The sequence below is a fragment of the Enterococcus sp. DIV1314a genome (assembly GCF_051713805.1).
In the GTDB taxonomy this organism is placed as follows: Bacteria; Bacillota; Bacilli; order Lactobacillales; family Enterococcaceae; genus Enterococcus_I; species Enterococcus_I aquimarinus.
On record NZ_JBIOQP010000001.1, the window covers coordinates 1,106,813 to 1,122,803 of the forward strand.

The window sequence follows — 15,991 nt, forward strand, 5'->3', positions numbered from 1 at the left end:
TATGAAACGTAGAATCGAACGCATCACCTTATTTTTGGCTGCACTGTGGAATATCATTACAGCTACATTAACGATTGTTGGCTATTCTAATTGGTTTAAAAATGAAGGGATTACTGCTTTCGAAGAAGCCAATCAAGTCAATTATATTTCGACAAGTTTACTCGATAGTTTGATAAACATTATTATGGTTTATGGCCTATTAATTTTAACGATGGGTATTATAAATTTATTTATTACGAAACAACTAGAAAGAGAAAGGTATAATAAAAAAACATTTATTTGGTTGTTGATTTGTTTGTTGATCCAATTTTTATCGTTTGATGTAATTGGAGTATTACTTTATATTGTAACAATTACTTTATATAGCGCCCGTAATCGAGCTTACAAAGTAGCAACAAATTAAGAAAAGAGGATATGGAACATGAAATATAATAATCCAATTATGACAGAAAGAGCAGATCCTTGGATCTATAAGCATACAGATGGATACTATTACTTTACAGCTTCGGTACCTGGCTATCAAAGTATCGAGCTTAGACGTGCAAAAACTATTAATGAATTAAAAGACGGAGAACTACTAACAGTTTGGCAAGCACATGATAAAGGTGAATTGAGTAGTTTAATTTGGGCACCAGAAATTCATTATATTCGCGGGAAATGGTATATTTATTTTTCGGCGAGTAATCATGAAAGTGAACGGAATCAAAGGAATCATCACCGTATGTTCGTTCTCGAGAATAGTCATGAAAATCCAATGAATGATGATTGGGTAGAAAAAGGTCAAGTCAAAACTTTATTTGAAAGTTTTAGTTTAGATGCAACGGTTTTTGAACACAAAGGAGAACTTTTTTATGTTTGGGCGCAACAAGATCCGCGAATCCAAGGGAACTCTAATTTATATCTTGCTAGAATGAAAAATCCTTGGACGTTGGAAAATAAACAAATCCTATTATCTATTCCTGAGTATGATTGGGAAAAAATTGGATTTGAAGTGAATGAAGCACCGGCTGTCATTATTCGCAATAACAAAGTCTTTATTACGTATTCCGGCAGTGCGACCGACGAAAACTATGCGATTGGGTTGCTTTGGGCTGATGCAGACGCAGACTTATTAAATGGCTTCTCATGGCACAAGTCAAAAGAGCCGGTCTTTGTGAGTTCAGAAAAAAATCAACAATACGGTCCAGGACATAATTCGTTTACTGTGAGTGAAGATGGCACAACAGATTTAATTGTCTATCATGCGCGCCCTGAAAAAAATAAAGTGGGCGATCCACTTGATAATCCCAATCGTCATGCACGTATTCAAGCATTTGAATGGGATGAGAATGGGTTTCCAGTATTCGGTGAACCAGTAGCAAACTAAGCGACTCATGAATAGGAGAAATCAATGAAAAAATTTCGTATCATGTTTCTTTTACCCGTATTATTGTTGTTATCTAGCTGTCAAGAAACAATAGAATCCAAAGATTGGGATACCATTGAAATGCCTCGCGTTTCTGTTCACGATCCTTCTATTACTTCGGTGACAGAAGATGGGGAAGAAGTATTTTATATTTTTGGAAGTCATTTAGCTCAAGCGAAATCAAAAGATTTGGTGAATTGGGAAGTTCCCTTTCAAACAGAATATGAAGATCTCGATAATAATATTATTTTGGGGGACATTGATAAAAATTTAAGAGAAGCTTTTGAATGGGCGGGTAAAGATGATGCTGATTCCGCTGGCGGTTATTCTATCTGGGCGCCAGATGTAATCTGGAATCCTAATTATAAATGGAAAAATGGTGATAAGGGCGCCTATATGTATTATTACAGTGCTACTTCGACTTGGCGCCGTTCTAATATTGGGTTTGCCGTATCTAAAACAATTGAAGGACCTTATACGTATCAAGATACCGTTGTCTATTCTGGTTTTACGCAAGTAGATTCCACAGATGGTAGTGATCGGAATACACATTATAAAAATACCCATTTAAAAAAATTAATTTCAACGGGTGTGATTGATGAATTCAGTTCTAATTGGGTTTTAAATAGTGGGACCGAATACAATACGGATTATGCACCCAATGCAATTGATCCGACGTTGTTTTATGATGAAAATGAGAAACTTTGGATGGTTTACGGTTCTTGGTCTGGCGGGATGTATATCTTACCGATTGATGAAAAGACGGGTATCCCAATGTATCCAGGTGTCGATAGTGAAAATCAAGGATTGATTGTCGACCGTTATTTTGGTACCAAATTAATTGGCGGCTATCATCAATCTGGAGAAGGCCCTTATATTATTTATGATCAAGAAACACAATCTTACTATTTATTTGTTACTTATGGTCAACTACATTCCAGTGGTGGCTACAACATGCGCTTATTCAAATCAGATAACCCAGATGGTCCGTATGTCGATATGAAAAATCAGGTCCCGGTATTTAGTAGTACGGATCAAAACAGTCAATATGGTGTCAAAATAATGGGGAATTATCAATTTTCAAATATGAATAAAGCATATAAATCGAGTGGTCACAACTCCGCAATCATCACGGAAGATGGGCAATGGATGTTAGTTTATCATACGCGATTTACCGGTGGAGAGTCCCATGAAGTACGCGTGCATCCAATGATGATGAATCGTAATGGATGGCCGACTACTTTACCTTTTGAGTATGTAAATAATGAGTATTTCGTCAGTGAGGTAGGAGATAAAGATATCATTGGAAGTTACGAATTTATCAATCACGGGACCACAAATGATCCGAAAGTACTCCCGTTATCGAATGTTGAATTAAGAGCAGATAAAACCATTACGGGAGATGTCAGTGGAACGTGGGATAAAGAGGCACAATCTTCCTTTATTTCATTCGTGATAGAAGATGTTCATTACGAAGGGGTAATCGTCATGCAACAAGATGAAACGAAAGAACAAACGAAAAAAATTGTCTTCTCAGCGATTGGTGATAATAATCAAACGATTTGGGGAGTAAAGAAATGAGGAAAAAAATGAATATTCAAGTGTTAAATAACAAAAATGGTCCCACAATTAGTAAATACATTTACGGGCATTTTGCCGAGCATTTGGGACGTTGTATCTATGAAGGTTTATACGTCGGGGAGGAATCGAGTATTCCGAATGTAAATGGGATGCGAATCGATGTCGTAGAAGCGCTAAAAAATATTGATATCCCTGTTTTACGTTGGCCAGGAGGATGCTTCGCTGATGAATATCATTGGAAAGATGGCATTGGTCCAAAAGAAAATCGTAAAAAAATTGTGAATACTCACTGGGGTGGTGTCACAGAGAACAATCACTTTGGGACGCATGAATTTTTCGAGCTTACGAAACAATTAGGTTGTGAAGCCTATATTAATGGAAATGTTGGAAGTGGTACGGTTCAGGAGATGCAAGAATGGGTCGAGTATATGACAATGGATGGCGAATCCCCGATGTCTGCGTTACGAAAAGCTAACGGCCGTGAAGACTCTTGGAAAGTGAAATTTTTCGGTGTCGGCAATGAATCATGGGGTTGTGGAGGAAACATGCGTCCTGAGTACTATGCAGACTTATATCGTCGTTATCAGACATATGTCCGTCAATATGGCTCGGATAGAATCTATAAAATTGCGTGTGGTCCTAACATCGATGATTACCATTGGATGGAGGAAGTGATGAAGATTGCCGGTCCATGGATGGATGGAATCAGCTTGCATCATTATGCCTTAACAGGTGCCTGGGAAGATAAGGGCCCTGCATTGAACTTTAAAGAAGAACATTGGTGGAGTTTAATTTCGAGTGCTTATAAAATGGACGAACTGATTGCTAAACATTCAACGATTATGGATAAATACGATCCTGAGAAGCGAGTAGGTTTAATCGTAGATGAGTGGGGATCTTGGTTAGCAGTTGAGCCGGGAACAAATCCAGGATTTTTATATCAACAAAATACGATTCGTGATGCGATGGTAGCAGCGATTACGCTGAATATCTTCCATAAACATGCCGAACGCGTTTATATGGCGAATATTGCACAAACAGTAAATGTACTCCAATCAATGATACTGACAGAAGGCGAAAAAATGGTGAAAACGCCGAGTTATTACGTTTTTGAATTATACAAAAAACATCAAGACGGTGAATTGATTGATAGTTATGGAGATAAGAATGATACGGTTTCGTATACTGTTTCTAAAAAAGAGAATCAATTAACCATCTCGATTTGTAATTATTCGTTGACTTCTTCAGAAGATTTGACCTTTACTTTAGATGCTGTACCTCAATTTCAAGAAGCAAATTATATTGCGGGTGAGAAAATGGATGATCATAATGATTTTGATCAAACAGAAAGAATTCGCTTACTTGCATTCACGAATTATGAAATCAAAGAAAATAAAGTGAACATGACAGTGCCAGCGATGTCTGTGACAACGTTAACTTTAGAAATCTAAATTTTAATACTTCTCAATGGAGATTCAATTGATACATGAGTCAATTGAATCTCCATTTTTATTTGTGTTTTGTCAAATCAAGTGCTATCGTTACTATCCGCAAATGTTATTTTGACACTGATTTAGGTTATTTAACTATTATGAAAGATCATTTTCTTTTGAATAAAATGATGAATAGATAGTGTTCATACTTGCTAATGTCAATTTACTAAGATAAAAATAGGCGCTTTTTATCCAAGTCACGCTCTAGTTATCAGGAAGATATATGCCAGAAGATAAATCTATATTAATGATTGGAGATAGTCTATATACTTTTAACGATAATATTTTTTGTGTATAGGATTATTATAGAAGTATTGCTGATAAGCATTAATTTCTCAAACTTTTGATATTAACATTTATGTTAATATCAAAAGTTATAACGCCTTATAAATTAGCAATAATATTGTTGACAGCGCTTTATTTAAAGTGTAATATTTATTTAAAGAGACTAGTTAAGCGTTTTTATTTATTATTAATTAACAACACGATAAATGATGAAGGGGGATTATTTTTGAAAAATAGCAAAGAAGAAAAACTTCTGCAATTTTTATGTATGTTTTTTTTAACATTCTGTATATTTTACTATGGAAATGTAAATGGTTATGCGGATGATACGCAAGTAGAGAATTATAAATCTTTTAGCGAGAAGAATAAAGAAGCCAACTATTTCGATGGAGAGAAATTGACCATTAAAAGTGAGATGGTGATCAGCCCAGGAACCAAAAAATCAATTTCAGTGAATGTTCCCTCAGCAGGATTGTATTTTTTAGGCTTTCATTACTCGATTCAAACAGAAAGTATATTACCGACTCAAGTAGAGCTAAAAATAAACGGGAAATCACAGTACCAAGAAATGAAGAACTTACAATTTAAGAATACATGGATTCCTGAAGAAATATTGAGTACCGATAGATATGGAAATGAAATGTCTCCTGAGGTAGATCCATTAAATGAAACTCAATTTACTTATTTATCAGACATCAATGGCTATAGCGATTTCCCTTTAGCAGTTTGGTTTGAACAGGGCAGTAATGAATTGGAATTATCAAGTATTGAAGGTGAACTGAGCTTAGAGTCGATTGAATTAAGTGCAAAAAAAGATATCAACCGATTGAATTTATCAAAAGATCTTACAGAAGAACCCACTGGAAACCATCAAATTACGGTAGAAGGCGAAAAAAATGTAACGCAAAATTCATCTTCCATACGACCAAATGGTGCATTCGATGATTATCTAACACCGTATGATTCTCGTAAAAGAGTAATGAATTTTTTGGATGGTATGTCGTTTTCGAATATCGGCGATCAAGTAACATATGAGGTAGACATTCCAGAAGATGGGTATTATTATATCGCTTTGAATTATCGGCAAGATACAAAAATCGATTTCCCAGTATTTTTAAATATTGAAGTAAACGATGAAATTCCATCTGAAAGCTTTTTATCACAACCTATTCCGTATACCTCTTCTTTTTCATCCTATACATTCAAAAAGAAAGAAACAGATCAAAATGTTGCAATTTATTTAGAAAAAGGGACACAGAAATTAAGTTTAGAAATCACTACAAGTCCAACAGGTGAAATATTAAGTAGAATTGCAGAAATAATTAAAGAACTACAGTCATTATCCTTGAGTATTGATAATTTACTAGGAAGTAGCGTGGACAAGAATAGAGATATTAATCTAGAAGAATATCTTCCAGGAACAATGAGTCAATTAGAATCCTGGATAATCGAATTAGAGGATTTTGAAAAACAAATACAAGCACTTGCTCAAGTTGATAAAACGCCAGGTGCATTTACACAAATCGTAACGGTCAGAAAGCAACTAGAATCGCTATTAAATGATCCACGGAGACTAGCGAATAGAACAAATGAATTGTCAAAAGATAGTGGATCAGCAGCAGCGAATTTAGCTACACTCTTACAAGAGTCAAATCGAAATAATTTATCAATCGATCAAATCATATTTTATCAAGATAGTCTGACACTTAAGAAACCTAATGTTTTTTTGAAAGCGATTAATTCTGTTAGAAGATTTACAAATTCTTTTAACGAGCAAGCATATGCTGTTAACGTTGAAAAGGAAGATGAGAGCGTTCAAGTTTGGGTGAACCGACCTCGCCAATATGTCGAGTTAATGCAGAGAATGATTGATCAAGATTTTACAGAAAAAACAGGCATAAAAGTAGATTTATCGATTATGCCGGATGCGAATAAGTTAATTTTATCAAATGCCTCAGGTAATGCGCCAGATGTTGCACTAGGTGTGAATTATGCGATGCCATTTGACATGGGAATACGAGATGCACTAGTTGATTTATCTGATTTTGAAGGATTCGATGAATTAATTGAACAATATCCTTCGAAATTATTAACACCTTCAACCATTGGTGAGAAAGTTTATGCAATTCCAGAAACAATGAATTTTTATGTCCTGTTTTATCGATCGGATATTTTAGAATCGCTCAATTTAGAAGTTCCAGACACGATGAATGAATTAATTGAAATGTTACCTGCTTTGAACCAACGAGGAATGAGTGCCTTTTATCCTACTGCTACATTAGGAACATCATTTAAAATATTCCCTTGGACGATGCCGATTGTTTATCAAAATGATGGTGAATTCTATACAGATGATATTCTCAAATCAGGAGTGAATCAGGATAATACAGTTGAGGGATTACGACAATTAACGAATCTATTTACAATATATAATATGCCAAAAGATGTTCCTAGTTTTTATCAACAATTCAGAGATGGCTCGACCCCAATTGGAATTGCCGATTTTGGGAATTATAATTTAATTTTAAATGCAGCACCTGAAATAAGTAATGTTTGGGATATTGCTTTGATGCCAGGATATGAAAATCAAGAGGGTACAGTTGAAAGATGGTCATCCGGAGGTGCAGAGAGTTCGATTATGTTTGAAAGCTCAGAGAATAAAGAAAATTCATGGGAATTTATGAATTGGTGGCTTCAAAGTGATACTCAAAAAGATTTTGGAACGGGACTACAGACTGTTTATGGCAAGGAATATATGTGGAATACAGCTAACTTAGAAGCGTTTCAAGATCTACCGTGGCCGACAACAGATAAGGATGTTATTTTACAGCAATCACAATGGATTAACGAGGTTCCTAGAGTTTTAGGAACATACATGGTAGAACGCGAAATAAGCAATGTCTATAATTCTGTTGTAGTAGATGGCAAAAATTTGAGAAAAGCAATCGACTTATCTACCAAACGGATTAATCGTGAAACACTCAGAAAATTAGAAGAATTTGGATATTATTACGATGGTGAATTAATTCAGCAATATCCAATGCCTGTAGAAAGAAAGGAACAGGAGTAATTTGAAAAATAACAGTAAACGAACACCTTATTTATTTTTATTACCCTATGCTTTGATTTTCTTAGTATTTATCATTATTCCTGTAGTAATTGCGATTGGTTTATCATTTACAAACTTCAATACAATCCAACGACCGGAATTTGTAGGGTTCTTAAACTATATTAACTTGTTGACGCAAGATGAAATATTTATGCAGTATGTCTTGCCGAATACGATTGCTTTCGCAGTTATTGTGGGTCCAGGGGGATATATCTTAGGATTCCTCTTAGCTTGGGTATTAGCACAGTTACCAAAAATTCCACGAACTATTTTAGCACTGATTTTCTATTCCCCGTCAATGACATCGGGAGTTGCTATGACAGTTGTTTGGAGAATATTATTTAGTGGAAATTCGTCCGGATATATTAATAGTATCTTGATGCGATGGGGGATTATCGATACACCCATTATTTGGACAGTTGACTCGAATCTAATATTGCCAATTATGATTTTAATTGGTCTATGGGGAAGTATGGGAGTTGGATTTTTAGCAATGATGGCAGGTGTTTTAAATGGCGATGAAGAACTTTATGAAGCAGCAGCAATTGATGGTGTAACAAATCGATTTCAAGAATTAATTTACATTACGATTCCATCGATGAAACCTCAAATGTTATTTGGTGCTGTTATGGCGATTGTAAACGCTTTTTCTAACGGGTTAATCGGTACACAATTAACAGGTGCAAATCCCGTTACTAGTTCCTATGCCGGACAGTTAATTGTTAACCATATTGATGATTACGGATTTTTAAGGTATGAAATGGGCTATGCCGCAGCGATATCAGTTGTTTTATTATTGATGATTTATGTGTTTTCAATATTTGCTAAAAAATTATTTGCATAGAAAGGAGCACTATAGTGTCTGTTAGAAGAAGTGGAATCAATCCAAAAAAATTTGAAAAGAGTCAAATTAAATTTTATATTATTTTAGCTCCTTTTATTGCATTTATGTTATTGCCTATTATTTTTATTTTTAATCATGCTTTTAAACCAATGGAAGAATTATTTGCCTTTCCTCCTAGATTCTTTGTTCAGCGTCCAAGTTTGGAAAACTTTAATAACTTGTTCAAAGCAGCGGAACTATCCAATATTCCGCTTTCTAGATATATATTCAATTCCGTTATAGTGACGGCTGTTGTGGTAGTTGTGTCCGTGTTTATCTCAGCGTTAGCTGCTTTTGCCCTTTCTAAAATGGATTTTAAAGGGAAATATGTAGGAATGGAAATTAACAATGCGGCATTAATGTTTGTTCCGACAGCTGTGATGATTCCTCGTTATTTAGTTATTAACTTTATGAACTTAGAAAATAATTATTTAGGACATATGTTACCACTTATTGCGATGCCAGTCGGATTATTCTTAATTAAACAATTTATTGATCAAATTCCAACAGAACTGATTGAAGCAGCAGTGGTGGATGGGGCCTCCCAATTTACGATTTTTATAAAAATAATTTTACCTTTGACAAAGCCTGCAATCGCAACGGCAGCATTACTTATTTTTCAGGCAGTCTGGAATAATATTGAAACGTCACAATTATTTATGACGACTGATTCCCTGAGAACATTAGCGTTTTATTTAAACACATTTGCCTCTCAAACCAATAACGTAGTCGGGCAGGGAATTGCCGCAGCAGCTTCTCTCATTATGTTTTTACCAAATCTAATTTTATTTATTATTTTACAAAGTAGTGTAATGAATACAATGTCTCATTCAGGTCTGAAATAGGGGGGATAAAGTGAAAGTTCATAAAATATACCAACAAATTATTCCATCACTCGTATTATTCTTCTTCTTACTTGGAAATACCGTCGAGACTGTCGCTGATGATGTGTTTAAAACGTTTACTGAAAATGGTTATAGCGAGATGGTACAAACACAAGATGCCTATTTAGCTAAGAATACAATCTCTGTTTTTGATGGACAAACTTTTAATAAGCCGATGGATATGAAGTTTGGTATCCACGATGAAATCTATGTCGCAGATTCTGGGAATAACAGGATCGTTGTTTTGACAAAAGAGGGAGAGTTAATTCGTATTATAAAAAATGAATTATTTGCTCACCCAACAGGTATTTATATTAACGATCAGGGACATTTATATGTTGCAGATGATGCTGCGAATAAAGTTTTTGTTTTAGATGAAAAGGATGAAGTTATTCATATATTTGAGAAACCTAATGTCCTCTCTTTTGGGGAGAAAGCACCATTTTCTCCGACGAAAGTAACCGTTGATAGCAGAGGGAATGCGTATGTGTTATCTAGAGGAAACAACAACGGATTAATTATTTTGAATAAGGATGTAGAAGGTGAATTTCTTGGTTATTTCGCACCTAATGCAACTTCTAACAGTCTTCTGACGACATTTCGAAAAATGATTTTTTCAGAAGAACAATTAGATAAGATGTTAGGAACGACTCCTGATAGTGCAACAAATTTGAATATCGATAGTCAAGGACTTATCTATACAATTACGCCTAATGAAAAATCCAAAAATGTTATTAAAAAGCTAAATATGGGTGGAATCAATCTTTTAAAAGGAAACTATGTTTATTTTCCAAGTAGTCTAGCAATTGGCGAAATTGATAATATTTTTACAATTGGAGAAGATGGTTATATTTATGAATACACCAGTGAAGGCGAATTTCTTTTCATGTTTGGTGGTAAGGATGACGGGAAGCAAAGAAGAGGATTGATTGGAAAAGGATCGGGAATTCTAGTTGATAGTGATGGTTCAGTCTATACATTAGACGAAAAGAAGAATGAAATTCAAACTTTCATTCCTACTCAATTTTCTCAAACATTACATGAAGCATTGGCTTTATATCAAAAAGGTCGTTATGAGGAAAGTAAAGAACCATGGTCAGAAGTGTTAAGAATGAATTCCCAATTTGATTTTGCAAGTTTAGGATTAGGACAAGCCTATTTTAAAGAAGAGAATTACTCACAAGCGATGGTTACTTTTAGAGATGCTAAAGACAAGGTGGGTTATTCAGACTCTTTTTGGGAAATTCGAAATATTTGGATTCGAAACAATGTAATTAAAATTCTTGCCATAGTACTTATTCTTGTAATGATAGTATATTTATTTAAAATATTTGGCCATCGATTTAAATGGACACGTATAGTCTCTAACCAATGGAATAAGTTATTATCCTTTCGTTTGGTCCAGCAAATTCGATTTTTAAAATACTATATGTTACATCCTCTCGATGGCGCTTATGGTATTAAAAAAGAATTTAAAACGAGTAATTTATCAACGGCTATCACTGCCATTATTGCGCTATTCATCTTGATTATGAATAAATATTTTACAGGTTTTATTTTTAGTACGGTGCGAGAGGGTACCTATACTTTATTTGCAGATATCATCTTTGCAGTTGTGATTTTTTCTGCAGTAATCATCTCAACGTATCTCATTTGTACAATAACAGATGGTTCTGCATCATTCAAATTTCTCTTTCATGGCTTTATCTACAGTTTGGCACCATATTTGTTAATCAAGCCTTTTGTAATCTTTGCAAGTAATATTTTAACTTTAAATGAAGTGTTTTTATTAACATTTACGAATGCAATTATCTATGTATGGATGGCGGTATTGTTCTTTTTAACAATTAAAGAGTTAAATGAATTTACTGTTTTCCAAACAATGAGGACCATTTTCTTAAGTGTGTTTGCCTTATTTATTGCATCTTTAGCGTTATTTATTTTGTACTCATTATTCCAACAATTGTTCTCATTCTCAACATCACTATACGGAGAGGTGGTACATCGCATTGAAAATCAATAAATTTATACGCAAAAACTTCCGCTTACTAGTGTATGTGTTGTTAGTCACTTCTGTTACTATTTATTTGTTTTTTTCAACAAGTGGAAGTAGTCAAAAAAATATAACAAAACCAAATAGTAATATGATAACTGAAGAATTGGTGGATCCAGGTGAGGAGACAGAAGAAACAGACAATACGTTAGAAAATCCAGAAGAAATTGTAGAAGCGCCTGTATATGACGTGACAGCTGATCAAGATGAAACTGAAAATCGAATGGCCATAATCGCAGGAAATCCAACTGAAATTGAGGATCATTCAATAGTTGCTGAAAATTCAGATTATCAACTTTTCTTGAAAGAAAGTAATTTATCAATCATTATTCGAGAAAAAAAAACAGGAGCAGTGATGTATTCTACTGTTAAAAATCCAATTAAGAGTAACGAGAAATGGCGTAATTTTGTAACTTCAGGAGTAGTGGTGGAATACTTAGTCGGAACGAATATTGTTTATAGTCAAGCCGACATGAATAGTCCTCAAGTTAGTAAGAAAATCACGCCACAACCAGATGGTTTTGATGCGGCGATTTCTTTTGACGAACTAGGAATTCAATTGCTTTTAAAAGTGAAAATAAATGAACACGGTTTGCAAGTCGAAGTTCCAGCCGAATCAATTAAAGAAGACAATGCTCAGTTTAAAATTGGAAACATGTACTTGTATCCTTTCTTAGGATACTCAAAAGTAGATGAAGAAGAAGGATATATGCTGATTCCTGATGGATCGGGAGCATTGATTTCGTTAGAAGATCACCACGGACAGTTTAACCAACCTTATTCCGAACCTGTCTATGGCACGAATTATGGTATTGACGATCCTTATGTTTTATCGTTAAAAAATGAGCAGGTAACAACGAGTCAGCCCAATATGGTCACAGCTCCTATATTTGGAATGATCCATTCAGAAAAGAAATTCGGCTTTATCGGGATTATTCAAGATGGTGATTATAATGCTCGTATTGAAGCCTATCCTAATGGCGCGATTTTACCGTATAACTGGATTACCTCTAAGTTTACATATCGTCAATTTTTTAATCAGTCTACAAGTAAGGATAGCGGCACGATGGTTGTCCAACAAAAAGAGAGAAATCAATTTGATGCAAAGATTCAATATAATTTTGTAACAGGAGAGGACGCTGATTACGTAGGATTAGCCAAAAGCTATCGAGATTATTTGCTAGAGAATAAAATGATCACGAAAAGTGTCAATGATCAAGAATTTAAAATCAAGCTCGATTTTCTAGGTGTAGAAGTTAAGCAAGGAATGATTTCAGATGAAACGATTGCAATGACCACATTTGATGATGTTGACTATATTCTAGAAGAATTAACAAGGAATGATGTCGAGAATATTAATGCTGTGTTAAAAGGTTGGCAATCAAAGGGAATATACGGCGGATATGCTCAAAATCAATACAATGCAGAAAAATCATTGGGTGGTAATGAACGTCTCAATCAATTGCTTGAAAAATATCATTCGAAGATACCAATTTATTTATACGATGATGCTTTACGATTTAATCCTGCTACGCAAAATGGAACGTGGTTTAATATCGTAACAAAATTAAATAAAAGAACACTAGTAGAAGAAGTTTATGGGAGTCATTTTGCTAATTTTAACTTCTTACAGCCTCAAGAATCATCTGAATTATTAATGAAACGACTCAGTAGTCAATCGATTAGTGGTTATCCGGGTATTTTACTAGATGGTATAACCAATCATTTATTTTCTTATTATGCAAAGGGGATTGAATACGGTAGAGCATCTACGTTGAACGACTATGAAAAATTAATAGAGGGAATCTCTGAAGACAACAAGTTAATGATGAGTACTCCGATCCAACCTCTATGGCAATATGCGACTAGTTTTGTTGATACGCCAATGTCATCATCTAGTTACGTTTTTGAAAAAGAGGCAGTACCGTTCTTCTCAATTGCATTACGAGGAATTGTAACTAGATACTCCGAATATGGTAATTTTAGTGCGAATAAATCTGATTTTAAGCTTCAATTAATAGAGCAAGGAGTGAATCCAGCCTTTTTACTAACGATGCAAAATCCAAGTGAGTTAAAAAATACGAATTCATCCAACGTTTATAGTTCTCAATTTGACGATTATAAAGAAGAAATCATTGCTTTATATCAAGAGTTATCACAAGTAAACCAAGAGATTGGCGATACAGTCATTGAAGAATATTCAAAAATAAATAATCAAGTCTCCGTTTATTTTGAAAATGGGAAAAAATTGTTATTGAATTATGGTGATGAAATGGAAACTGTGGAGAACGTAGCAATACCTCCTCATTCTTATAAGGTGGTGCAAGAATGAAAAAAAGAAAAAATTTAAAAAATCGTAAGGCGAAATATGGGCTGTTTTTCATCCTTCCGTGGCTCATTGGATTTATTATTTTCGTTATATGGCCATTAATTCAATCTTTTTACTTCAGTATGAACGTCATTCGAATGAGACCAACAGGCCGAGTGTTTAATTTTGTTGGTTTTAGTAATTATCAAAATGTTTGGTTGAAAGATATGTTGTTTGTACAAGAGCTCATTTCATTTTTAGTTAGTACATTATTGAGAATACCAGTTATTGTGGTGTTCTCACTGATGATTGCCCTTTTATTAAATCAAAAAATCCAATTTAAAGGGACATTTCGAACAATTTTCTTTTTACCAGTAGTTGTTGCGAGTGGTCCGATTATGAATCAATTGATCACGCAAGGTGCCACAAGTATCCCGATGATTAATCAAGGAGCGATTAATACGATTTTGAATACGTTTTTACCAATCTGGTTAGTGAATCCTATTTCTGATTTATTTTCTCAGATTATAGTCGTGTTATGGTACTCAGGTGTTCAGATTTTAATATTCATCGCAGGCTTGCAAAAAGTTGATCGAAGTCTATACGAGGCAGCAAAAATTGATGGTGGGTCTGCGTGGGAATGTTTTTGGAAGATTACACTCCCAATTCTAAAGCCAATGATTTTTCTAAACGCCATCTATACGTTAATCACCTTAGCAAATAGCGGACAAAATAATATTATCAACTTAATTTACAGTAATATGTTTTCAGCAACAAGAGGATACGGCTTTGCTTCTGCAATGGCATGGATGTACGCAATTGTAGTATTAACAATTCTAGGGATAATTGGCTTGTTGCTAAAAGATTCACCGAATTCTACCTATGTACCAAAGAAAAATAAACCGCAACAATCATTCTTTCAAAAATTGAAGCTGAAAAGAGGTGTAAGCGATGCAAGAAAGTCGTAAGAGGAAGGAGATGCTGAATGCTCCAGTTTCTAAGCAGCAAATTAAAGAGAAGTGGTTAAAAATTAAAAATCGATTACTAGGAACAAATTCTAAGCAAGGATTTCTGATTCAACTACTGATTTACTCATTACTACTCACAATTGGCTTTATTTATTTGTACCCGCTAATCTATATGCTATCGACGAGCTTTAAATCGTTGAACGATTTATTAGATACGTCGATTAAATGGATACCCTCTAGTTTTTACTTAAAAAACTACCAACAAGCCTTTTCGGTAATGAACATTAAAGAATCGCTCTTGGGAAGTATTGTCCTTTCTTTCGTTCCAACTTTTTTTCAAGTGATTAGCACAGGATTAGTTGGATATGGATTTGCCAAATATAATTTCCCTTTCAAGAAAACATTGTTTTTTTTAATGATCTTTAGTTTTATCGTCCCACCACAAATTCTAATGATGCCTACGTATGTTTTATATAATGATTTGGGATTGTTAGGTTCATTAAAGGCATTTGTGTTACCTGCAATGTTGGGCCAAGGGATAAAAAGTCCGATTTTTGTGTTAATCTTTTATCAATTTTTTAAACAAACGCCAATTTCTCTATATGAAGCAGCAGAAGTAGATGGCGCTAATGAGTGGACAATATTTTTTAAAATTGCGATTCCGATGGCAGTACCTGCGATTATCATTGTTTTTTTATTCTCATTCGTCTGGTATTGGAATGAAACATATTTAGTTAATTTGTATCTCGGAAACGGAAGTGGATCTCGTAGTTGGACAACAATGTTAACCCAACTTCAGAATTTTAAAAGTAATTATGAAGCACTATATCCTGTCACTGAAAGTGGATCGAATAAACTCAATGAGGGTGTTACGATGGCAGGAACGATGATCACGCTTATTCCTCTGCTACTGACTTATTTCGTTCTACAAGATTATTTTGTCGAAAGTGTGGATCGATCTGGTATAACAGGAGAATAATTTTCTTAAGGATTTATGTATTCGTTTAACTATAAATGATTAT

General features: G+C 34.4%; 11 protein-coding genes. All 11 read left to right on the plus strand.

Features of this window, described 5'->3' with window-relative positions:
* Window position 1 precedes the first annotated feature (1 nt).
* Window positions 2-403, plus strand: coding sequence for a hypothetical protein (locus tag IGI68_RS05385; RefSeq protein WP_071874658.1), 402 nt, complete (start codon window positions 2-4; stop codon window positions 401-403).
* 18 nt (window positions 404-421) lie between these two features.
* Window positions 422-1,366, plus strand: a complete 945-nt coding sequence (locus IGI68_RS05390) for a glycoside hydrolase family 43 protein (RefSeq protein WP_438731125.1) — start codon at window positions 422-424, stop codon at window positions 1,364-1,366.
* 24 nt (window positions 1,367-1,390) lie between these two features.
* The gene (locus IGI68_RS05395; RefSeq protein WP_438731128.1) at window positions 1,391-2,986 is read left to right on the plus strand and encodes a glycoside hydrolase family 43 protein; all 1,596 of its coding nucleotides are present in this window, start codon (window positions 1,391-1,393) and stop codon (window positions 2,984-2,986) included.
* Window positions 2,987-2,994: 8 nt separating this feature from the next.
* Window positions 2,995-4,437 (plus strand): alpha-N-arabinofuranosidase, encoded by a 1,443-nt coding sequence (locus IGI68_RS05400; RefSeq protein ID WP_438733223.1) that lies wholly within the window; start codon window positions 2,995-2,997, stop codon window positions 4,435-4,437.
* Window positions 4,438-4,837: 400 nt separating this feature from the next.
* Window positions 4,838-7,834, plus strand: coding sequence for an extracellular solute-binding protein (locus IGI68_RS05405; protein ID WP_438731131.1), 2,997 nt, complete (start codon window positions 4,838-4,840; stop codon window positions 7,832-7,834).
* 1 nt (window position 7,835) lies between these two features.
* A complete protein-coding gene (locus IGI68_RS05410; protein ID WP_071874654.1) occupies window positions 7,836-8,717 on the plus strand; it encodes a carbohydrate ABC transporter permease in 882 nt (293 codons plus the stop codon).
* 14 nt (window positions 8,718-8,731) lie between these two features.
* Complete coding sequence (locus IGI68_RS05415) at window positions 8,732-9,601, plus strand: carbohydrate ABC transporter permease (RefSeq protein ID WP_245785373.1); 870 nt, start codon at window positions 8,732-8,734, stop codon at window positions 9,599-9,601.
* Window positions 9,602-9,611: 10 nt separating this feature from the next.
* Window positions 9,612-11,663: a hypothetical protein gene (locus IGI68_RS05420; RefSeq protein ID WP_071874652.1), complete on the plus strand. Its 2,052-nt coding sequence runs from the start codon at window positions 9,612-9,614 to the stop codon at window positions 11,661-11,663.
* A complete protein-coding gene (locus IGI68_RS05425) occupies window positions 11,650-14,025 on the plus strand; it encodes a DUF5696 domain-containing protein (RefSeq protein ID WP_438731136.1) in 2,376 nt (791 codons plus the stop codon). Before IGI68_RS05420 ends, IGI68_RS05425 begins: the two co-directional genes overlap by 14 nt.
* Entirely contained in the window at window positions 14,022-14,969 is a 948-nt protein-coding gene (locus IGI68_RS05430) for a carbohydrate ABC transporter permease (RefSeq protein ID WP_438731139.1), read from the plus strand. Before IGI68_RS05425 ends, IGI68_RS05430 begins: the two co-directional genes overlap by 4 nt.
* A gap of 10 nt (window positions 14,970-14,979) precedes the next feature.
* Window positions 14,980-15,948, plus strand: a complete 969-nt coding sequence (locus tag IGI68_RS05435) for a carbohydrate ABC transporter permease (RefSeq protein ID WP_438731142.1) — start codon at window positions 14,980-14,982, stop codon at window positions 15,946-15,948.
* The last annotated feature ends 43 nt before the right edge of the window (window positions 15,949-15,991 follow it).